Annotated in this window: 33 protein-coding genes; 1 reads left to right on the top strand and 32 read right to left on the bottom strand. The window is 61.8% G+C overall.

Annotated features, from left to right (window positions below; translation table 11 throughout):
• The first annotated feature begins 177 nt into the window (after positions 1-177).
• Entirely contained in the window at positions 178-1,176 is a 999-nt protein-coding gene (hemB, locus tag NP80_RS14500) for a porphobilinogen synthase (RefSeq protein WP_006411100.1), read from the top strand.
• A gap of 114 nt (positions 1,177-1,290) precedes the next feature.
• Here the strand turns inward: hemB and dsbD are convergent, their stop codons facing one another.
• The 32 genes from dsbD to tuf form a co-directional block, all read right to left on the bottom strand.
• Entirely contained in the window at positions 1,291-3,135 is a 1,845-nt protein-coding gene (gene dsbD / locus NP80_RS14495) for a protein-disulfide reductase DsbD (RefSeq protein ID WP_035947615.1), read from the bottom strand.
• On the bottom strand, positions 3,128-3,454 hold the full coding sequence (cutA, locus tag NP80_RS14490) for a divalent-cation tolerance protein CutA (protein ID WP_006400637.1): 327 nt from the start codon (positions 3,452-3,454) through the stop codon (positions 3,128-3,130). Before cutA ends, dsbD begins: the two co-directional genes overlap by 8 nt.
• 212 nt (positions 3,455-3,666) lie before the next feature.
• The gene (rplQ, locus tag NP80_RS14485) at positions 3,667-4,062 is read right to left on the bottom strand and encodes a 50S ribosomal protein L17 (RefSeq protein WP_006400638.1); all 396 of its coding nucleotides are present in this window, start codon (positions 4,060-4,062) and stop codon (positions 3,667-3,669) included.
• A gap of 139 nt (positions 4,063-4,201) precedes the next feature.
• Positions 4,202-5,179 (bottom strand): DNA-directed RNA polymerase subunit alpha, encoded by a 978-nt coding sequence (locus NP80_RS14480; RefSeq protein ID WP_006400639.1) that lies wholly within the window; start codon positions 5,177-5,179, stop codon positions 4,202-4,204.
• A 124-nt stretch (positions 5,180-5,303) separates the two neighbouring features.
• Positions 5,304-5,927, bottom strand: a complete 624-nt coding sequence (gene rpsD, locus NP80_RS14475; protein WP_006400640.1) for a 30S ribosomal protein S4 — start codon at positions 5,925-5,927, stop codon at positions 5,304-5,306.
• A 155-nt stretch (positions 5,928-6,082) separates the two neighbouring features.
• The gene (gene rpsK / locus NP80_RS14470) at positions 6,083-6,484 is read right to left on the bottom strand and encodes a 30S ribosomal protein S11 (RefSeq protein ID WP_004197937.1); all 402 of its coding nucleotides are present in this window, start codon (positions 6,482-6,484) and stop codon (positions 6,083-6,085) included.
• Positions 6,485-6,512: 28 nt separating this feature from the next.
• Positions 6,513-6,878 (bottom strand): 30S ribosomal protein S13, encoded by a 366-nt coding sequence (gene rpsM / locus NP80_RS14465; protein ID WP_006400641.1) that lies wholly within the window; start codon positions 6,876-6,878, stop codon positions 6,513-6,515.
• 38 nt (positions 6,879-6,916) lie between these two features.
• Positions 6,917-7,033, bottom strand: a complete 117-nt coding sequence (rpmJ, locus tag NP80_RS14460) for a 50S ribosomal protein L36 (protein ID WP_004199844.1) — start codon at positions 7,031-7,033, stop codon at positions 6,917-6,919.
• A gap of 21 nt (positions 7,034-7,054) precedes the next feature.
• A complete protein-coding gene (gene infA / locus NP80_RS14455; protein WP_004521905.1) occupies positions 7,055-7,273 on the bottom strand; it encodes a translation initiation factor IF-1 in 219 nt (72 codons plus the stop codon).
• 7 nt (positions 7,274-7,280) lie between these two features.
• Positions 7,281-8,630 (bottom strand): preprotein translocase subunit SecY, encoded by a 1,350-nt coding sequence (gene secY, locus NP80_RS14450; RefSeq protein WP_006400642.1) that lies wholly within the window; start codon positions 8,628-8,630, stop codon positions 7,281-7,283.
• 42 nt (positions 8,631-8,672) lie between these two features.
• A complete protein-coding gene (gene rplO / locus NP80_RS14445; protein ID WP_006400643.1) occupies positions 8,673-9,107 on the bottom strand; it encodes a 50S ribosomal protein L15 in 435 nt (144 codons plus the stop codon).
• A 26-nt stretch (positions 9,108-9,133) separates the two neighbouring features.
• A complete protein-coding gene (rpmD, locus tag NP80_RS14440; RefSeq protein ID WP_006400644.1) occupies positions 9,134-9,316 on the bottom strand; it encodes a 50S ribosomal protein L30 in 183 nt (60 codons plus the stop codon).
• 15 nt (positions 9,317-9,331) lie between these two features.
• Positions 9,332-9,850: a 30S ribosomal protein S5 gene (gene rpsE, locus NP80_RS14435; protein ID WP_004197945.1), complete on the bottom strand. Its 519-nt coding sequence runs from the start codon at positions 9,848-9,850 to the stop codon at positions 9,332-9,334.
• Between the two features lie 14 nt (positions 9,851-9,864).
• Positions 9,865-10,230 (bottom strand): 50S ribosomal protein L18, encoded by a 366-nt coding sequence (rplR, locus tag NP80_RS14430; protein WP_006400645.1) that lies wholly within the window; start codon positions 10,228-10,230, stop codon positions 9,865-9,867.
• 12 nt (positions 10,231-10,242) lie between these two features.
• Entirely contained in the window at positions 10,243-10,773 is a 531-nt protein-coding gene (gene rplF / locus NP80_RS14425) for a 50S ribosomal protein L6 (protein WP_006400646.1), read from the bottom strand.
• A gap of 18 nt (positions 10,774-10,791) precedes the next feature.
• Complete coding sequence (gene rpsH, locus NP80_RS14420) at positions 10,792-11,187, bottom strand: 30S ribosomal protein S8 (RefSeq protein ID WP_006400647.1); 396 nt, start codon at positions 11,185-11,187, stop codon at positions 10,792-10,794.
• Between the two features lie 14 nt (positions 11,188-11,201).
• Entirely contained in the window at positions 11,202-11,507 is a 306-nt protein-coding gene (rpsN, locus tag NP80_RS14415) for a 30S ribosomal protein S14 (protein ID WP_006400648.1), read from the bottom strand.
• 7 nt (positions 11,508-11,514) lie between these two features.
• On the bottom strand, positions 11,515-12,054 hold the full coding sequence (gene rplE, locus NP80_RS14410; protein WP_006400649.1) for a 50S ribosomal protein L5: 540 nt from the start codon (positions 12,052-12,054) through the stop codon (positions 11,515-11,517).
• A gap of 16 nt (positions 12,055-12,070) precedes the next feature.
• Positions 12,071-12,379 (bottom strand): 50S ribosomal protein L24, encoded by a 309-nt coding sequence (gene rplX / locus NP80_RS14405; protein ID WP_006400650.1) that lies wholly within the window; start codon positions 12,377-12,379, stop codon positions 12,071-12,073.
• Positions 12,380-12,388: 9 nt separating this feature from the next.
• Positions 12,389-12,757, bottom strand: a complete 369-nt coding sequence (gene rplN / locus NP80_RS14400) for a 50S ribosomal protein L14 (RefSeq protein ID WP_004197951.1) — start codon at positions 12,755-12,757, stop codon at positions 12,389-12,391.
• A 312-nt stretch (positions 12,758-13,069) separates the two neighbouring features.
• Positions 13,070-13,342, bottom strand: a complete 273-nt coding sequence (gene rpsQ, locus NP80_RS14395) for a 30S ribosomal protein S17 (RefSeq protein WP_006400651.1) — start codon at positions 13,340-13,342, stop codon at positions 13,070-13,072.
• Positions 13,339-13,533: a 50S ribosomal protein L29 gene (gene rpmC / locus NP80_RS14390; RefSeq protein ID WP_006400652.1), complete on the bottom strand. Its 195-nt coding sequence runs from the start codon at positions 13,531-13,533 to the stop codon at positions 13,339-13,341. The genes rpsQ and rpmC overlap by 4 nt, the downstream gene beginning before the upstream one ends.
• A 9-nt stretch (positions 13,534-13,542) precedes the next feature.
• Positions 13,543-13,959, bottom strand: coding sequence for a 50S ribosomal protein L16 (gene rplP, locus NP80_RS14385; RefSeq protein WP_006400653.1), 417 nt, complete (start codon positions 13,957-13,959; stop codon positions 13,543-13,545).
• 2 nt (positions 13,960-13,961) lie between these two features.
• Positions 13,962-14,762, bottom strand: a complete 801-nt coding sequence (gene rpsC / locus NP80_RS14380; protein WP_006400654.1) for a 30S ribosomal protein S3 — start codon at positions 14,760-14,762, stop codon at positions 13,962-13,964.
• An 11-nt stretch (positions 14,763-14,773) separates the two neighbouring features.
• A complete protein-coding gene (gene rplV / locus NP80_RS14375) occupies positions 14,774-15,103 on the bottom strand; it encodes a 50S ribosomal protein L22 (RefSeq protein WP_004199272.1) in 330 nt (109 codons plus the stop codon).
• Between the two features lie 12 nt (positions 15,104-15,115).
• The gene (rpsS, locus tag NP80_RS14370) at positions 15,116-15,391 is read right to left on the bottom strand and encodes a 30S ribosomal protein S19 (RefSeq protein WP_004199273.1); all 276 of its coding nucleotides are present in this window, start codon (positions 15,389-15,391) and stop codon (positions 15,116-15,118) included.
• Between the two features lie 10 nt (positions 15,392-15,401).
• Complete coding sequence (gene rplB / locus NP80_RS14365; protein WP_006400657.1) at positions 15,402-16,229, bottom strand: 50S ribosomal protein L2; 828 nt, start codon at positions 16,227-16,229, stop codon at positions 15,402-15,404.
• A 2-nt stretch (positions 16,230-16,231) separates the two neighbouring features.
• Positions 16,232-16,546, bottom strand: coding sequence for a 50S ribosomal protein L23 (gene rplW / locus NP80_RS14360; protein ID WP_004199275.1), 315 nt, complete (start codon positions 16,544-16,546; stop codon positions 16,232-16,234).
• On the bottom strand, positions 16,543-17,163 hold the full coding sequence (gene rplD / locus NP80_RS14355; RefSeq protein ID WP_006400658.1) for a 50S ribosomal protein L4: 621 nt from the start codon (positions 17,161-17,163) through the stop codon (positions 16,543-16,545). Before rplD ends, rplW begins: the two co-directional genes overlap by 4 nt.
• The gene (gene rplC, locus NP80_RS14350) at positions 17,163-17,813 is read right to left on the bottom strand and encodes a 50S ribosomal protein L3 (RefSeq protein ID WP_012212557.1); all 651 of its coding nucleotides are present in this window, start codon (positions 17,811-17,813) and stop codon (positions 17,163-17,165) included. The genes rplD and rplC overlap by 1 nt, the downstream gene beginning before the upstream one ends.
• A 177-nt stretch (positions 17,814-17,990) precedes the next feature.
• On the bottom strand, positions 17,991-18,302 hold the full coding sequence (gene rpsJ / locus NP80_RS14345) for a 30S ribosomal protein S10 (RefSeq protein WP_004199280.1): 312 nt from the start codon (positions 18,300-18,302) through the stop codon (positions 17,991-17,993).
• A 286-nt stretch (positions 18,303-18,588) separates the two neighbouring features.
• Complete coding sequence (gene tuf, locus NP80_RS14340; protein ID WP_006400660.1) at positions 18,589-19,779, bottom strand: elongation factor Tu; 1,191 nt, start codon at positions 19,777-19,779, stop codon at positions 18,589-18,591.
• Between the last annotated feature and the right edge of the window lies 1 nt (position 19,780).

The raw sequence follows: 19,780 nt of genomic DNA, 5'->3' as shown, positions 1-19,780 counted from the left end.
CGCCGTCGAACGGCGGGTCAAACAGCCTAATCGAAAAACGACAGGCACCCGCTCAGGGAGGAGAAGCGGGGAGCGCCGCGCATCGCGCGTCGCCCGATCGCTATCATATACCAACGCCCCCGAAAATGACCTAAGGGTTCCGTAAGGTCTTATTGCCCTGATTTCTGCCAATTCGTCATGAGTTTCCATCCGCTTCATCGTCCGCGCCGGATGCGCCGCGACGATTTCTCCCGGCGCCTGATGCGCGAAAACCGCCTGACCACCGACGATCTGATCTACCCCGTGTTCGTCGTCGAAGGCACGAACGAGCGGCAGCCCGTGCCGTCGATGCCCGGCGTCGAGCGCGTATCGGTCGATCTGCTGATGCATGTGGCCGAGCAATGCGTCGAACTCGGCGTGCCGGTGCTGTCGCTGTTCCCCGCGATCGAGCCTGCGCTGAAGACGCCGGACGGCCGCGAGGCGGCCAATCCCGAAGGCTTGATTCCGCGCGCGGTGCGTGAACTGAAGAAGCGCTTCCCCGAACTCGGCGTGCTGACCGACGTCGCACTCGATCCGTACACGAGCCACGGCCAGGACGGCGTGCTCGACGAGAACGGCTACGTGATCAACGACGACACGATCGAGATCCTCATCGAGCAGGCGCGCGCGCAGGCCGAAGCCGGCGTCGACATCGTCGCGCCGTCGGACATGATGGATGGGCGCATTGGCGCGATCCGCGAGATGCTCGAAAGCGACGGGCATATCCATACGCGCATCATGGCGTACTCGGCCAAGTTCGCGTCCGCGTTCTACGGCCCGTTCCGCGATGCGGTCGGCTCGGCGTCCAATCTCGGCAAGGGCAACAAGATGACCTACCAGATGGATCCCGCGAACACCGACGAAGCGCTGCGCGAAGTGCGTCTCGACATCGACGAAGGCGCCGACATGGTGATGGTCAAGCCCGGCATGCCGTATCTCGACATCGTGCGCCGCGTGAAGGACGAATTCCGCTTCCCGACTTACGTCTATCAGGTGAGCGGCGAATACGCGATGCTGAAGGCCGCCGCGATGAACGGCTGGCTCGACCACGACAAGGTCGTGCTCGAATCGCTGCTCGCGTTCAAGCGCGCGGGCGCCGACGGCGTGCTCACGTACTTTGCGCTCGACGCCGCGCGTCTGCTGAAAGCGCAACGCTGATCGGCGCGCCCTGCGCGGCTGCAAAACGAAACGGCGGAACACTTCGGTGTTCCGCCGTTTTTTTGTGCGCGCCCGATCGCGTGCGGCGACATCGCCTGGCGTGCGGTTCGTTCGTTATACGGTCGGCACGGCCGCGCGATCGAGGCTGCGCAGGAACGTCTCCGCGGCCTGATAGCCGACCACGCGCGCGATTTCCTTGCCGTTGCGATCGAAGAAGATGATGCCCGGCGGCCCGAACAGGCCGAAGCGCTTGAGCAGCGCCTGATCGTCCGCATTGTTGGCCGTCACGTCCGCACGCACGAGATGCAGCTGCGCGAGCCGCGCCTGCACGCGCGCGTCGGTAAACGTCAAGTGCTCCATCTCCTTGCAGCTCACGCACCAGTCGGCGTAGAAGTCGAGCATCACCGGCTGCGCGGAACTCTTCAGCAGCGCATCGAGCTCGCCGCTCGAGCGCACTGACGCGAATGCCGGACCCTCGTGCGCCGCGGCCGCCGCTGCATCGTTGCCGGTCGCCGCCGCGCGCGACGCGAGCACCGCGAGCGGCTTCACCGGATCGGTCGAACCGGCGGCGAGGCCGACGAGCAGCGTCGCGGCCCAGATCGCGAGCGCCGCGCCCAGACCGCGTCCGAGCCGGCGCCAGATCGAGGCGGCACCCGCATTCGGCGTGAACAGCCCGAGCGCCGCCGCGGCGACGAGCAGCCACAGCGCGGCCAGCATCATCTTCAATCCGCCGCCGAGCACCGGCCATACGATCCACAGCGCGGCCGCGAGCAGCACGATCCCGAAGAACACCTTCACGCCGTCCATCCACGCGCCCGCGCGCGGCAGCAGCGTACCGGCACCCACGCCGACGACGAGCAGCGGCACGCCGAGCCCCATCCCCATCGCGAACAACGCGGCGCCGCCGAGCCATGCGTTGCCCGTATGCGCGATGAACGCGAGGACCGCGAACAGCGGCGCCGTCATGCATGCGCCGACGACGAGCGCCGACAGCGCGCCCATCGCCGCGACCGCCGCGAAGTGACCGCCCTGACGCGCGCCGGACGCTTCGGCCGCACCGTTCTGCCAGCGCTGCGGCAACGCGATGTCCTTGCCGGAGATCAGCGATACCGCGAACGCGGTCAGCAGCATGGCGAATGCGCCGAGCACCCACGGGTTCTGCAGCCATGCACCGAGGCTCTGGCCGATCAGCGCCGCGGCGATCCCGAGCACCGTATAGACGAGCGCCATGCCGACCACGTACGTGAGCGACAGCGCGAAGCCGCGTGCGTGCGTCGCCCGCGTGCCCTGGCCGATGATGATCGCCGACACGATCGGGATCATCGGATACGAACACGGCAGCAGGCTCAGCACGACGCCTGCGACGAAGTACAACGCGACGATCGTGAAGAAGCCCCGCCCTTCGAGCAGCGACTGCGCGAAATCGGCGCTCGTGACCTTGTCGAACCAGCTGCCCTGCGCGGCCGTATTGCCCGCCGCATTCGACGCAGTGCCGAGCGCGGCGCCGTCGATCTTCACGACATGCTCGGCGGGCGGATAGCAGATGCCTTCGTCCGCGCAGCCCTGCGACGTGACGGCGAGCTCGAACGGCCCGGCCGCCTGCTTCACCGGCACGTGGATCACGACGTCGCCGCGATACGTCTCGACGTTCTTTCCGAAGGTCTGGTCGAACTTCACATGGCCGGCGGGCAGTTGCGGCTCGCCGAGCGTCGCCTGGCCGCTTTTCACCGCGAACGCGAATCGCTCGCGGTAGAGGTAGTAGCCGTCCGCGACCTTGAAGCGGACGTCGACCTGCCCCGGCGCTTCGCTGGCGCTGAACTTGAACGCGACCGCCGGATCGAGGAAATCGTCGGCCGCGCGTGCGATCGACATGCCGCCCAGCATGCACAGCACCGACAACAGGAATGCGAGGAATTGCAGCGCACGCGCGCGCACGGGAAGCGCCATACCGTTAAACATGAAAGAGACGTTGAGTTTCGCCGGCCACCCACTGACCGTAGGCGTCGGATGCGGTCGCCTGCCACGACAGGATTTCGGGCGTGTCGTACGGATGATGCGCGACGATAAACCGCTCCAGTTCGAGCGCGCGAACGGCGCTCGTCTTGAACAGCAGCTGGATCTCGTCGGCGGTCTCGACCTTGCCCTGCCAGTGATAGCGCGACTTGATCGCGCCGAGTTCCGACACGCACGCGGCGAGCCGCGCACCGAGCGCACCGTCGGCCAGCGTCGCGGCGGTCGCGGCATCCGGCACCGTCGTCAGCATCAGTACTACCACCATTCGCGCCCTCCTGATTCGCTCGCGGGGCCGGCGCGCATCCGGCGACGGCAACTCGCCGCACGCCGCGGCCCACGCTTGTCGCCCCGTATCGTAGCGCAGCGCGAGCGCGGCTGCCGGCGGCACGCTGCGACAATCGATCGCAGCCGGCGCCCGAAAAACAAAAAGGGCCAAGCAATCGCTCAGCCCTTTCGGTTACTGCTTCGTACCGAAGCTTATTCCGCTTCTTGCACGTTTTCCGTTTCGTCGACTTCCGGACGATCCAGCAGTTCGACCAGTGCCATCGGTGCGTTGTCGCCGACGCGGAAACCGAACTTCAGGATACGCAGGTAGCCGCCCGGACGGTTCGCGAAACGCGGACCGAGCACGTCGAACAGCTTCGCGACCGAATCGCGATCGCGCAGGCGGTTGAACGCCAGGCGACGGTTCGCGAGCGACGGCTTCTTGCCGAGGGTGATCAGCGGCTCGACGACTTTACGGAGTTCCTTCGCCTTCGGCAGCGTCGTCTTGATGACTTCGTGCTCGATCAGCGAGTTGGACATGTTGCGGAGCATAGCCAGACGGTGGCTGCTCGTGCGGTTCAGTTTCCGCAGACCATGACGATGGCGCATTTCAGTTTCCTTGATTCAAAGTTTTGATCCAGCTCTTCTATCGCACCCCGAACGGGCGCACGGGCCGGTAACGAAAAAAAGCAAGATGCGGATTTTAAAGGAAAATCCGCATCTTTGCCAGCTTCAGCAACTACCGCGCTTACTTGTCGAGACCAGCCGGCGGCCAGTTCTCGAGCTTCATGCCCAGCGTCAGGCCGCGCGATGCGAGCACTTCCTTGATCTCGTTCAGCGACTTGCGACCGAGGTTCGGCGTCTTCAGCAGCTCGTTTTCCGTGCGCTGGATCAGATCGCCGATGTAGTAGATGTTCTCGGCCTTCAGGCAGTTCGCGGAACGGACCGTCAGCTCGAGATCGTCCACCGGACGCAGCAGGATCGGATCGATCTGCGGTGCGCGCGACGGTGCCTCGGCAGCGGTTTCCGTGCCTTCCAGCGCCGCGAACACGGACAGCTGGTCGACGAGGATGCGCGCCGATTGACGGATCGCCTCTTCCGGCGTGATCACGCCGGTCGTTTCGATGTTCATCACGAGCTTGTCGAGGTCGGTACGCTGCTCGACACGCGCGCTTTCGACCGCGTAACTCACGCGGCGAACCGGCGAGAACGATGCGTCGAGCACGATGCGGCCGATGATCTTGGCCGTGTCTTCGCCATAGCGACGGACGTTGCCCGGCACATAGCCGCGCCCCTTCTCGACCTTGATCTGCACGTCGAGCTTGCCGCCCTTCGACAGATGCGCGATCACGTGATCCGGGTTGATGACTTCGCAATCGTGCGCCAGCTCGATATCGCCGGCGGTGACGACGCCCTCACCTTCCTTGCGCAGGGTCACCGTCACTTCGTCGCGGTTGTGCAGCTTGAACACCACGCCCTTCAGGTTCAGCAGCAGGTTGACGACGTCCTCTTGCACACCATCGAGCGTCGAATACTCGTGCACCACGCCCGCAATCGTGACTTCCGTCGGCGCGTAACCGACCATCGACGACAGCAGCACGCGACGGAGCGCATTGCCCAAGGTGTGGCCGTAGCCGCGCTCGAACGGCTCCATGACCACCTTCGCATGGTTCTCGCCCAGCGATTCCACGGCGATGATCTTGGGTTTCAACAAACTGGTTTGCATAGGTTTTCCTTTTCAATACCCTCGGCTCGTTACACCGATAAGGCTGACCGGTAACACCCTGAAAATAAACAGCCGAGGTCACCCCTTGCTGCACGCAATCGGGGTACCTCGGCCGTCAATCGGATTAACGCGAATACAATTCGACGATCAGGCTTTCGTTGATGTCGCCGCCGATGTCGGCGCGTTCCGGCACTTGCTTGAACGTACCTTCGAACTTCTTCGCATCGACTGCAACCCAGCTCGGCATGCCGCCTTGCTCGGCCAGCGACAGCGCTTCGATGATACGTGCCTGCTTCTTCGCCTTTTCGCGGATCGCGATGACGTCGCCTGCCTTCACTTGCTGCGACGGCACGTTCGCGACGATGCCGTTCACCGTGATCGACTTGTGGCTGACGAGCTGACGCGCTTCAGCGCGGGTCGAGCCGAAGCCCATGCGATACACGACGTTGTCGAGGCGCGATTCGAGCAGTTGCAGCAGGTTTTCACCCGTGTTGCCCTTGCGGCGGTCGGCTTCGGCGAAGTAGCGGCGGAACTGACGCTCCAGCACGCCGTAGATACGCTTGACCTTTTGCTTTTCACGCAGCTGCGTGCCGTAGTCGGACGTACGTGCGCCCGAGGTACGGCCGTGCTGACCCGGCTTGCTGTCGAGCTTGCACTTGTCGGCGAGCGAGCGACGCGCGCTCTTCAGGAACAGGTCGGTGCCTTCACGGCGGGACAGCTTGGCTTTAGGGCCGATATAACGTGCCACTTTGCATTCCTTTTATCAATCGGTCACGCGGATCGGAATCCGCGCTAGTCCGCTCCCTTTGGGGCGAACGGTGGGCTTAGTCAATCAAAAAAGCAACGCCCGTCGACGCGGCGCGGCGACAGGCAATGCGCCAGCACGAACGTGCCAGCACATCCTTAGATACGACGACGCTTCGGCGGACGGCAGCCGTTGTGCGGAATCGGGGTGACGTCCGAAATCGCGGTGATCTTGATGCCGAGGCCGTGCAGCGCGCGCACTGCCGACTCGCGACCCGGGCCCGGGCCCTTGATCCGCACTTCCAGATTCTTCACGCCGTATTCCATCGCGACGCGGCCAGCCGACTCGGCTGCGACCTGAGCAGCGAACGGCGTCGATTTGCGCGAGCCCTTGAAGCCCTGACCGCCCGACGTCGCCCATGCCAGTGCGTTGCCTTGGCGATCGGTGATCGTGATGATCGTGTTGTTGAACGACGCGTGAACGTGAACCACGCCTTCAGCGACGTTCTTCTTAACCTTCTTGCGAACGCGTTGCGCCGCGGTGTTCGAAGCCTTAGCCATTACGTTTTCCTGTAACTGTCAGTTCCGCTTACTTCTTCAGCGCTTGCGCTGCACGACGCGGACCCTTGCGGGTACGTGCGTTCGTACGCGTACGCTGACCGCGCATCGGCAGGCCCTTGCGATGACGAACGCCACGGTAGCAACCGAGATCCATCAGGCGCTTGATGTTCATCGTCACTTCACGGCGCAGATCGCCTTCGACGACAAACTTGCCCACTTCTTCACGCAGCTTTTCCAAGTCTGCGTCGGTCAGATCCTTGACCTTCTTCGAAAAATCGACGCCAGCTGCCACGCAGATGCTGCGCGAACGGGTGCGGCCGATACCGAAGATTGCCGTCAGGCCGATCTCGGTATGCTGGTGATTCGGGATGTTAACCCCTGCGATACGAGCCATTGTTTTTCCTCAAACAAAAAGCGCAAACAAACGCGCGGTCAGCCTTGGCGCTGCTTGTGGCGCGGATCCGAGCTGCAGATCACGCGAACGACGCCTTTGCGCTTGATGATCTTGCAATTGCGGCAAATGCGCTTAACCGATGCCATCACTTTCATGATAATACCCTTTTTTCCAAATCACTTCGCCCGGAACACGATCCGCGCACGAGACAGATCGTAAGGCGTCAATTCAACCGTCACCTTGTCGCCCGGAAGGATGCGGATGTAGTGCATCCGCATCTTTCCGGAGATATGCCCCAACACGACATGGCCGTTTTCCAGCTTCACGCGGAAGGTCGCATTCGGGAGGTTTTCGATCACCTCACCCTGCATCTGGATTACATCGTCTTTGGCCATAGTCCTTTTAACGCATTGGGATGTTGCCGCCCTTGAAGTTGGCCTTCTTGAGCAGCGACTCATACTGTTGCGACATAACGTACGACTGCACCTGCGCCATGAAGTCCATCGTGACGACGACAATGATCAGCAGCGACGTTCCACCAAAATAAAACGGCACGTTCCAGCGCAGCACCAGAAATTCCGGCAGCAGACACACGAAGACGATATAGATCGCACCGGCCAGCGTCAGACGCGTGAGGATGCGGTCGATATATCGCGCGGTCTGGTCGCCCGGACGGATGCCCGGCACGAACGCGCCGCTCTTCTTCAGGTTGTCCGCGGTTTCCCTGCTGTTGAACACCAGTGCGGTGTAGAAGAAGCAGAAAAACACGATCGCCAGCGTGTACAGCAGCACATAGACCGGCTGGCCCGGCTTCAGCGCCTCCGCGACGTTATGCAACGTGTTGGAGATCCAGCTTCCCGACGGCTGACCCGTGCTGAACCAGCCGAGAATCGTGGCCGGGAACAGGATGATCGACGACGCGAAGATCGGCGGAATCACACCCGACATGTTCAGCTTCAGCGGCAGGTGCGACGACTGCCCGCCGTAGATCTTGTTGCCGACCTGACGCTTCGCGTAGTTCACGAGGATCTTGCGCTGACCGCGTTCGATGAACACGACCAGGTAAGTCACCGCGGCAATCAGAACGACGATGATGATCGCCGAAATGATGCTCATCGAACCCGTGCGCACCAGCTCGAACAGACCGCCCACGGCATTCGGGAACCCTGCTGCAATCCCGCCGAAGATGATGATCGAGATACCGTTGCCCAGACCGCGCTCGGTGATCTGCTCGCCGAGCCACATCAGGAACATCGTACCGGTGACCAGCGTCACGACCGTCGTCAGCCGGAACAGCATGCCGGGGTCGATCACGAGGCCCGGCTGGTTTTCCAGCGCAGCCGCGATACCGAACGCCTGGAAGGTCGCGAGCACCACGGTGAAATACCGCGTGTACTGCGTGATCTTCCGTTGCCCCGCCTGCCCTTCCTTCTTCAGCGCCTCAAGCTGCGGCGACACGATCGCCAGCAGCTGCATGATGATCGACGCCGAGATGTACGGCATGATCCCCAGCGCGAAGATCGTGAAACGCGACAGCGCGCCGCCCGAGAACATGTTGAACATGCCCAGGATGCCGCCCGCCTGACTCTGGAACAGCTTCGCCAGTTGATCCGGATCGATGCCCGGCACGGGGATGTGCGCGCCGATGCGATAGACGATCAGCGCCAGGAGCAGGAACATCGCTCGCCGGCGCAGATCGCCGAATTTCGCCGTGCTTCGACCGGGTTTTGCAAGACTCGGGCTGTTAGCCAAGTACCTTCTCCGATGAATGCAAGTGACGACGCGCTACGCGTGTCACTCGGCGAACGAACCGCCAGCCGCTTCGATCGCAGCGCGCGCACTCTTCGTGGCGCCGAGACCCTTCACGACGATCTTGCGCTTCAGTTCGCCCGTGGCGATGATCTTCGCGCTCTTCGTCAGCTCGCCGACCAGGCCGGCTTGCTTCAGTGCGAGCAGATCGATTTCATCGACCGGCAGCTTCTCGAGGTCGCCCAGACGCACTTCACCGACGAATTCCTTCGTCAGCGACGTGAAGCCGCGCTTCGGCAGACGACGTTGCAGCGGCATCTGACCGCCTTCGAAGCCGACCTTGTGGAAGCCGCCCGAACGCGATTTCTGACCCTTGTGACCACGGCCAGCCGTCTTGCCGAGGCCCGAACCGATGCCGCGGCCGACGCGACGCTTGGCGTGCTTGGCGCCAGCGGCCGGCTTCAGGTTATTCAATTCCATATCAACTCCTTGATCCGTAGGGCCGCTTACGCGATGACCTTAACGAGGTACGAGACCTTGTTGATCATGCCGCGGACCGCCGGCGTGTCCTGAAGCTCGCTGACCGAGTTGAGTCGGCGCAGGCCCAGGCCACGCACGGTCGCGCGGTGCGATTCGCGGGTCCCGATCAGGCTCTTGACGAGCTGAACCTTGACAGTTTTTTCAGACATGGTGACCACCCGGGCTTAGCCCAAAATTTCTTCGACGGACTTGCCGCGCTTCGCCGCGATGTCTGCCGGGGTCGACTGCTTGCGCAGGCCGTCCAGCGTCGCACGCACGAGGTTGTACGGGTTCGTCGAACCGTGGCTCTTGGCCACGACGTTCTGAACGCCCATCACGTCGAACACGGCGCGCATCGGGCCGCCGGCGATCACGCCGGTACCGTCCTTCGCCGGAGCGAGGAGAACCGTCGATGCGCCGTGCTTGCCGTGCACTTCGTGCTGCAGCGTGCCGTTCTTCAGCGGCACCTTGAACATGTTGCGGCGAGCCTGCTCCATCGCCTTCTGGACAGCGACCGGCACTTCCTTCGCCTTGCCCTTGCCCATACCGACGCGGCCATCACCGTCGCCTACCACGGTCAGTGCGGCGAAGCCGAGAATACGGCCACCCTTCACGACCTTGGTCACGCGGTTGACCGAAATCATCTTTTCGCGAAGGCCGTCGTCGCGCTCGTCAGCCTGAACTTTCGCTTGCATCTTTGCCATGACGAATTCCTTCCTTAGAACTTGAGCCCAGCTTCACGAGCTGCCTCAGCCAGCGCCTTCACGCGGCCGTGGTAGCGGAAGCCCGAGCGGTCGAAGGCGACGGATTCGATGCCGGCGGCCTTGGCCTTCTCGGCAATACGCTTGCCGATCAGCGTCGCGGCGGCGACGTTGCCACCCTTGCCCGACTTGTCTGCGAGCTCGGCGCGCACTTCAGCTTCCAGCGTCGACGCGCTAGCGAGCACCTTGGTGCCGCACGGCGAGAACACCTGAGCGTAGATGTGCGTGTTCGTGCGATGCACGGCGAGACGCGCGACCTGCAGCTCAGCGATCTTGATACGCGTCTGGCGAGCGCGGCGCAGGCGAGATTGAGTCTTATCCATGATTGCGCACCCTTACTTCTTCTTCGTTTCTTTGAGGATCACAACCTCGTCGGCATAGCGCACGCCCTTGCCCTTGTAGGGCTCAGGCGGACGGTAGCCGCGGACTTCCGCAGCCACTTGGCCGACTTTCTGCTTGTCGATCCCCTTGATCACGATTTCGGTTTGCGTCGGGGTTTCAGCCTTGACGCCTTCCGGCATCTGGTGCACCACCGGGTGCGAGAAACCCAGCGACAGGTTCAGCTTGTCGCCTTGCGCTTGCGCACGGTAGCCGACGCCAACCAGCGTCAGCTTGCGCTCGAAACCCTTGGTCACGCCGTGCACGGCATTCGCGATGATCGCGCGCATCGTGCCCGACAGTGCATTTGCTTCGCGGCTTTCGTCGGCCGGCGCCAGGTTCAGCGTGCCGTCGTTGTTCGCCACCTTCACGAGCGGGTTCACCGCTTGCGTGATCGTGCCCAGCGGGCCCTTGACGGTGATGACGCCGTCGGCCAGCTTGACTTCCGCGCCTTGCAGCGCGATCGGGCTCTTACCTACTCGAGACATGTTTCTCTCTCCTCGGCTTTAAGCGACGTAGCAGATGACTTCGCCGCCGACGCCCGTTGCGCGCGCCTTGCGGTCGGTCATCACGCCCTTCGGCGTCGACACGATAGCCACACCGAGGCCATTCATGACCTGCGGAATCTCGTTACGGCCGCGGTACACGCGCAGACCCGGCTTCGACACGCGCTCGAGGCGCTCGATCACCGGACGGCCCGCGTAGTACTTCAGCGCGATGTTCAGCTCAGCCTTCGCGCCTTCGGTCTTCACCGCGAAATCGTCGATATAACCTTCGTCCTTCAGGACTTGTGCGATTGCAACCTTGACCTTCGACGAGGGCATCGCGACCGATACCTTCTCGACCATCTGCGCGTTGCGGATGCGAGTCAGCATATCGGCGATAGGATCACTCATGCTCATTTACGTTTCTCCTATTACCAGCTCGCCTTGGTCAGGCCAGGAATCTCGCCACGGAATGCGATTTCACGAATCTTGTTGCGCGCGAGGCCGAATTTGCGGAACGTGCCACGCGGACGGCCCGTGATCGCGCAGCGGTTGCGCTGGCGGGTCGGGTTTGCGTTGCGGGGCAGTTGCTGCAGCTCAAGGCGTGCTTCGTAGCGCTCTTCTTCCGACTTGCTTTGGTCTTCGATGATCGCCTTCAGCGCTTCGCGCTTTGCTGCGAACTTCGCGACCAGGCGGGCGCGCTTCTTTTCACGTTCGATCAGTGCCAGTTTAGCCACGGTAACCTCAGTTTCTGAACGGGAACTTGAAGCTGGCGAGCAGCGCCTTTGCTTCGTCGTCGGTCTTCGCGGTCGTCGTGATGCTGATGTTCAGCCCACGCAGCGCGTCGATCTTGTCGTAATCGATTTCGGGGAAAATGATCTGCTCTTTCACACCGATGTTGTAGTTGCCACGGCCATCGAATGCACGACCCGACACGCCGCGGAAGTCACGCACGCGCGGCAGCGCAACCGTCACCAGACGGTCGAGGAATTCGTACATCGCACGGCCACGCAGCGTCACCATCGCGCCGATCGGGTAACCCTGGCGGATCTTGAAACCTGCGATTGCCTTGCGAGCCTTCGTGACGACCGGCTTCTGGCCGGCGATCTTCGTGAGGTCGCCAACGGCGTTCTCGATGATCTTCTTGTCCGCGACGGCTTCGCCAAGACCCATGTTCAGCGTGATCTTGGTGATGCGCGGCACTTCCATGACCGACTTGTAACCGAACTTCTCGATCAGGCCGGGCACAACCTTTTCTTTGTAAAACTCTTGCAAACGAGCCATTTTTTACTCCGCTGCGTCAGGCGCTCAGTACGGCACCGGTCGTCTTCAGGAAGCGAACCTTCTTGCCTTCCTCGACCTTGATGCCGACACGCGACGCCTTGCCGTTCGCGTCGACAACCGCGACGTTCGAAATGTGGAGGGGCATCGTCTTCGCTTCCACACCACCCGTCGTACCCTTCATCGGGTTCGGCTTCACGTGCTTCTTGACGAGGTTGATACCTTCAACCGTCACGCGGTCGGCGGCGACTGCCAGCACGACACCGCGCTTGCCCTTGTCCTTGCCTGCGATGACGATGACTTCGTCACCCTTGCGAATCTTGTTCATCGCGACTCCTTACAGCACTTCCGGCGCCAGCGAGACGATCTTCATGAATCGTTCGCTACGCAGCTCACGCGTCACCGGCCCGAAAATGCGGGTGCCGATCGGCTCGAGCTTGTTATTCAAAAGCACAGCGGCGTTGCCGTCGAACTTGATCAGCGAGCCGTCTTGACGGCGCACGCCCTTGGCGGTGCGGACCACCACGGCGTTGTAGATTTCGCCTTTCTTCACACGCCCGCGCGGCGTTGCCTCTTTGACGCTCACCTTGATGATGTCGCCAATGCTGGCATAACGACGCTTCGAGCCGCCGAGCACCTTGATGCACATGACTTCACGCGCACCCGTGTTGTCGGCTACTTCAAGCCGAGATTCGGTCTGGATCATGGTTTGTCTTTCCCAACTTAATCCGGATGCACCACCATGATGCATACGGTCAGTCTTGGTCCCGTCAGCCGATCGGCTGCTTGGGTTGGAACAGCAGCGACGGCAAACGAAACCCGCCATCGCAATTCGGTGAATCTTTCGGAGCAGGCTGGCGCCTGTCCGCTTCCCCCACCAACTTCGCCCGCGACGGGGCTCCCATAAAGAGGGAAGACCGGGATTATAACAAATAATCCCGGTCACGCAAGCAAAAACTTTGCGATTTCAAGCACTTCGTGGAGAAGTGCCCGTTACTGCTCTACTGCTCTGACCCGCTTAGATAACGCGGGCTGCCTCGACGAGACGCGCCACCGCCCAGGCCTTCGTCTTCGAAACAGGACGGGTTTCCTGGATTTCGACGAGATCGCCTTCGTTGTAGGTGTTCGCTTCATCGTGCGCGTGGTACTTCTTCGAACGCACGACATACTTGCCGTAGATCGGGTGCTTGACGCGGTGCTCGACCAGCACGGTGACGGTCTTGTCCATCTTGTTGCTGACGACCCGACCGATCAGCGTCCGCTTCAGCGAGGTTTTCACGCTATCGTTCATTTCTGGTTCGCCTTCTGAGTCATGACGGTCCGCACACGTGCGATGTCGCGACGAACCTTCTTCAGCTGGCTCGTGTTCGTGAGCTGCTGGGTCGCGAGTTGCATGCGCAGGCCGAATTGCGCCTTCAGCAGGTCCGCCAGCTCTTTGTTGAGCGCGGCCTGGTCTTTCTGGAGAAGTTCGGAAGCCTTCATGTTTTCTCCTTAGGCGCCGAGCTGGCGAACGATAAACGTGGTCTGGATCGGCAGCTTCGCTGCAGCCAGACGGAACGCCTCACGCGCCAGTTCTTCGGATACGCCGTCCATTTCGTACAGCATCTTGCCCGGCTGAATCTCGGCGACGTAGTACTCCGGGTTACCCTTACCGTTACCCATACGTACTTCGGCCGGCTTCTGCGAAATCGGCTTGTCCGGGAAAATGCGAATCCAGATGCGGCCGCCACGCTTGATGTGACGCGTCATGGCACGACGCGCCGCTTCGATTTGACGCGCGGTCAAACGGCCGCGACCGATCGCCTTCAGGCCGAATTCACCGAACGACACCGCGTTGCCGCGCGTCGCCTTGCCGGTGTTACGACCCTTCTGCTCTTTGCGATACTTCCTGCGTTTCGGTTGCAGCATCGTTATTCTCCAGTCTTGCCGTCTTCCGGCTTGCCGGCGCCACGGCGCGGTGCGCCACGACGAGCACCCGGAGCGCCGCCTTCGCCGTCACGGCGCGGACGACGGTCGCCCGGACGCGCATTGCGACGCGGACGCTTGTCTTCGGCTACTTCTTCCACCACCGGCGCGTCGTTGCGGCCAAGGGTATCGCCCTTGTACACCCACACCTTGACGCCGATGATCCCGTAGGTCGTCTTCGCTTCCGAAGTCGCGTAGTCGATATCGGCACGCAGCGTATGCAGCGGCACGCGACCTTCGCGATACCACTCCGTACGCGCGATTTCGATACCGTTCAGACGGCCTGCGCTCATGATCTTGATGCCCTGGGCACCCAGACGCATCGCGTTCTGCATCGCACGCTTCATCGCGCGCCGGAACATGATCCGGCGCTCGAGCTGCTGCGTGATGGAGTCGGCGATCAGCTGCGCATCGGTTTCCGGCTTGCGGATCTCTTCGATGTTGACGTGAACCGGAACGCCCATGCGGCGTTGCAGTTCCGTCTTCAGCAGTTCGATATCCTCACCCTTCTTGCCGATGACGACGCCCGGACGCGAGCTGAAAATCGTGATGCGCGCGTTCTTTGCCGGACGCTCGATGACGACGCGACCGACCGAAGCGTTCTTCAGCTTCTTCTTCAGATACTCACGAACACCGATGTCTTCCTGCAGCATCGCCGCGAAATTGTTGTTGTTCGCGTACCAACGCGAAGCCCAATTGCGGCTGACAGCCAGGCGGAAGCCAGTCGGATGAATTTTCTGTCCCATCGTATGGCTCCTTAATTCCCGACCGTCACAGTGATGTGACAGGATTGCTTCTCGATGCGGTTACCGCGGCCCTTGGCGCGCGCGGTGAAACGCTTGAGCGATGCAGCCTTGTCGACGTAGATGCTCTTGATCTTCAGCTCGTCGATATCGGCGCCTTCGTTGTGCTCCGCATTCGCGATCGCCGACAGCACGACCTTCTTCACGATGCCAGCCGCTTTCTTCGGCGAGAACGTCAGAACGTTCAGCGCCTTGTCGACCGGCAAACCGCGGATCTGGTCAGCCACAAGGCGCGTCTTTTGCGCCGAGATGCGGGCACCGCGATGAATTGCTTTCACTTCCATCTTGATAGCCCCTTATTTCTTGGCCTTCTTGTCGGCCGCGTGACCCTTGAACGTACGGGTCAGTGCGAACTCGCCAAGCTTGTGGCCGACCATGTTTTCCGAGATGTACACCGGAACGTGTTGACGGCCGTTGTGAACGGCGATCGTCAGGCCGATGAAATCCGGGAGGATCGTCGAGCGACGCGACCAGGTCTTGATCGGCTTCTTGTCGCGCGAAGCTGCAGCCGCCTCAACTTTCTTCAGCAAATGGGCGTCGCAGAACGGACCTTTTTTAACAGAACGTGCCATTGCCTACTCCTTAACGCTTGTGACGGCGCTGGACGATCATCGTCGTCGTGCGCTTGTTGCGACGCGTACGGAAGCCCTTCGTCGGCGTGCCCCACGGGCTCACCGGGTCGCGGCCCGCAGCGGTACGGCCTTCACCACCACCGTGCGGGTGGTCGATCGGGTTCATTGCCACGCCACGCACCGTCGGGCGGATACCGCGCCAGCGGTTCGCACCGGCCTTGCCGATCTGGCGCAGGCTGTGCTCTTCGTTGCCGACTTCACCGATCGTCGCACGGCATTCGATGTGCACGCGGCGGATTTCGCCCGAACGCAGACGGACCTGCGCGTACACGCCTTCGCGTGCGAGCAGCATGGCCGACGTACCGGCCGAACGCGCCATTTGCGCGCCCTTGCCCGGCAGCATCTCGATGCAGTGGATCGTCGTACCGACCGGGATGTTGCGGATCGGCAGCGTGTTGCCTGCACGGATCGGCGCTTCCGAACCCGACATGAGCTGCTGGCCAACCGTCACGCCCTTCGGCGCGATGATGTAGCGGCGCTCGCCGTCGGCGTACAGCACCAGCGCGATGTTCGCGCTGCGGTTCGGGTCGTACTCGAGACGCTCGACCTTCGCCGGAATGCCGTCCTTCGTGCGACGGAAATCGATCACGCGGTAGTGGTGCTTGTGACCACCGCCCTGGTGACGCGTCGTGATGCGACCGTTGTTGTTGCGGCCAGCCTTGGAGCTCTGCGTGTCGAGCAGTGCCGCGTGCGGCTTGCCCTTGTGCAGGTCCTTGTTGACCACCTTGACCATCGCGCGGCGGCCCGGCGAGGTCGGTTTAACTTTCACGATTGCCATGATTACTTGGCCTCCGCTTCGAAGTTGATTTCCTGGCCGGGCTTCAGGCACACGTATGCCTTCTTCACGTCCTTGCGGCGGCCCATCGAACGGCCGAAGCGCTTTTGCTTGCCCTTCTGAACCAGCACGTTGACGGAATCAACTTCAACCTTGAACAGCAGCTCGACAGCCGCCTTCACTTCCTGCTTCGTGGCATCCGGTGCGACTTCGAACACGACTTGCTCGTTCTTGTCGGCAACCAGCGTCGCCTTTTCGGAAATCACCGGTGCGAGCAGGACCTGCATCAAACGATGATCGTTCTTGCGAATCTCGCTCATGACAGCAACTCCTCGATCTGGGCGACCGCAGCCTTCGTGACCAGCACTTTCTTGAAGTAGATCAGCGACAGCGGGTCAGCGTAGCGCGGCTCGACAACTGCCACGTGCGGCAGGTTGCGCGAAGCCAGGTACAGGTTTTCGTCGACCGTGTCGGTGATGATCAACACGGAATCGAGACCCATGGCCTTGAACTTGTCGGCCAGCAGCTTGGTCTTCGGCGCTTCGAGAACGATGTCCTCGACGACCGACAGACGGCCTTCGCGGGCCAGCTGCGAGAAGATCGAGCAGAGACCTGCGCGATGCATCTTCTTGTTGACCTTGTGCGAGAAGTTTTCTTCCGGCGAGTTCGGGAAGATACGACCACCGCCACGCCACAGCGGGCTCGACGACATACCGGCACGAGCGCGGCCCGTACCCTTCTGACGCCACGGCTTCTTGGTCGTGTGCTTGACCTGCTCGCGGTCCTTCTGCGCGCGGTTACCCTGGCGAGCGTTCGCCTGGTAAGCGACGACGATCTGGTGGATCAGCGCTTCGTTGTAGTCACGACCGAACACGACGTCCGATGCGTTGACCACTGCACCTTCCTGACCATTTTCGTTCAGGAGCTTGAGTTCCATTATTTCGCCCCCTTGGTCTTCACGGCCGGCGTCACGAAAACCTTGCCGCCCTTCGCACCCGGAATCGCACCCTTGACGAGCAGCAGCTTGCGCTCTGCGTCGATACGAGCGATTTCGAGGTTTTGCACCGTCACCGTCACGTCACCCATGTGACCCGTCATGCGCTTGCCCGGGAACACGCGACCCGGATCCTGCGCCATACCGATCGAGCCCGGCACGTTGTGCGAGCGCGAGTTACCGTGGGAAGCACGACCCGAACCGAAGTTGTAACGCTTGATGGTACCGGCGTAGCCCTTACCGATCGACACGCCTTGCACGTCGACCTTCTGGCCCACTTCGAACAGATCCGGGCCAACGATGGCGCCATTCGACAGCTCGGCTGCCTTGGCCGCATCGATGCGGAATTCCTTGAGGATTTCACCGGCTTCAACGCCGGCTTTGGCGAGATGACCTGCCAGCGGCTTCGTCACGCGCGATGCGCGGCGGGAGCCGAATGCAACCTGAACGGCGGTGTAGCCGTCGGTTTCAACAGTCTTGATCTGCGTCACGCGGTTGTCCGACACGTCCACCACGGTGACGGGAATCGAATCCCCTTCAGCCGTGAAGATACGGGTCATGCCAACCTTGCGACCTACGAGTCCAAGGCTCATCGTTTTCTCCATTCCCGACTGCGATTGGTCGGGGCTGATTTACAAAATGCCGGGTACGCAAGACCCGACTTTTTTACGCGAATGCGCGAAAAGCCTAGCATTGTAGCAAGGCTTCCCGTTTTCTGCAAGCAATCAAAGACTTAGCACCCTCCGGAACCCCGGAAGGCGCCGAAAGCCTTACTGCAGCTTGATTTCCACGTCGACGCCAGCCGGCAGGTCGAGCTTCATCAGCGCGTCGACCGTCTTGTCGGTCGGATCGACGATGTCCATCAGACGCTGGTGGGTACGGATCTCGAGCTGGTCGCGCGACGTCTTGTTGACGTGCGGCGAACGCAGGATGTCAAAACGCTGGATGCGCGTCGGCAGCGGCACCGGGCCACGGACGATTGCACCAGTCCGCTTCGCGGTATCGACGATCTCGGCGGCCGATTGATCGATCAGGCGATAGTCGAAAGCCTTCAGGCGAATGCGGATTTTCTGTTGCTGCATGACGATTCCTTGAAAAGAGCGAGGCGATATTGCATCGCCGGACACTAAAAGAACGCAAGACAGCGCACCTGCGGGGTGCGAGGCACGATGTCCCGGGACGGTACTTCCACTGCTAAGCCCGCGATTCTACACGATTTTGTCGAGCGGTGGTGCGCGTTTGTCGATACCGCGCCGCCGCCCGGCCAAAACGAAACCGGGCGCCAGCGGAACTGGACGCCCGGTTTCGGACGGTACGACTGCTTACCGTGGAATCGCGGCCCCCGTGGGAAGCCGCGGATCGCCGAATTTACTCGATGATCTTTGCGACGACGCCGGCACCGACGGTGCGGCCGCCTTCACGGATAGCGAAGCGCAGACCTTCTTCCATCGCGATCGGCGCAATCAGCTTCACCGTGATCGACACGTTGTCGCCCGGCATCACCATTTCCTTGTCCTTCGGCAGCTCGATCGAGCCCGTCACGTCCGTCGTACGGAAGTAGAACTGCGGACGGTAGTTGTTGAAGAACGGCGTGTGACGGCCGCCTTCGTCCTTGCTCAGCACGTACACTTCGGCCGTGAAGTGCGTGTGCGGCGTGATCGAACCCGGCTTGGCCAGAACCTGGCCGCGCTCCACGTCTTCACGCTTCGTGCCGCGCAGCAGGATACCGACGTTGTCGCCTGCCTGACCCTGGTCCAGCAGCTTGCGGAACATTTCAACGCCCGTGCAGGTCGTCTTCACCGTCGGCTTGATACCGACGATTTCGATTTCCTCACCGACCTTCACCACGCCGCGCTCCACACGACCCGTCACCACCGTACCGCGGCCCGAGATCGAGAACACGTCTTCCACCGGCATCAGGAACGTACCGTCCACCGCGCGCTCCGGCGTCGGGATGTACGTGTCCAGCGCGTCGGCCAGGTTCATGATCGCCGTTTCGCCCAGCTCGCCCTTGTCGCCTTCCAGCGCCAGCTTTGCCGAACCCTTGATGATCGGCGTGTCGTCGCCCGGGAAGTCGTACTTCGACAGCAGTTCGCGAACTTCCATCTCGACCAGCTCGAGCAGTTCAGCGTCGTCCACCATGTCGCACTTGTTCAGGAACACGATGATGTACGGAACGCCAACCTGACGCGCCAGCAGGATGTGCTCACGCGTTTGCGGCATCGGGCCGTCTGCGGCCGAGCACACCAGGATTGCGCCGTCCATCTGCGCTGCACCCGTGATCATGTTCTTCACGTAGTCGGCGTGGCCCGGGCAGTCGACGTGCGCGTAGTGGCGGTTCGCCGTTTCGTACTCGATGTGCGCGGTGTTGATCGTGATGCCGCGTGCCTTTTCTTCCGGCGCCGCGTCGATTTCGTCGTACTTCTTCGCTTCGCCGCCGAACTTCGACGACAGAACCGTCGCGATCGCTGCCGTCAGCGTCGTCTTGCCGTGGTCAACGTGACCAATCGTACCAACGTTCACGTGCGGCTTGGTCCGCTCAAACTTCTCTTTTGCCATG

Origin of the sequence: Burkholderia multivorans ATCC BAA-247 (assembly GCF_000959525.1) — a bacterium.
Lineage (GTDB): Bacteria > Pseudomonadota > Gammaproteobacteria > Burkholderiales > Burkholderiaceae > Burkholderia > Burkholderia multivorans.
Note: the sequence above shows the minus strand (reverse complement) of the source record. Positions and strands in the feature narration are given on the sequence as shown.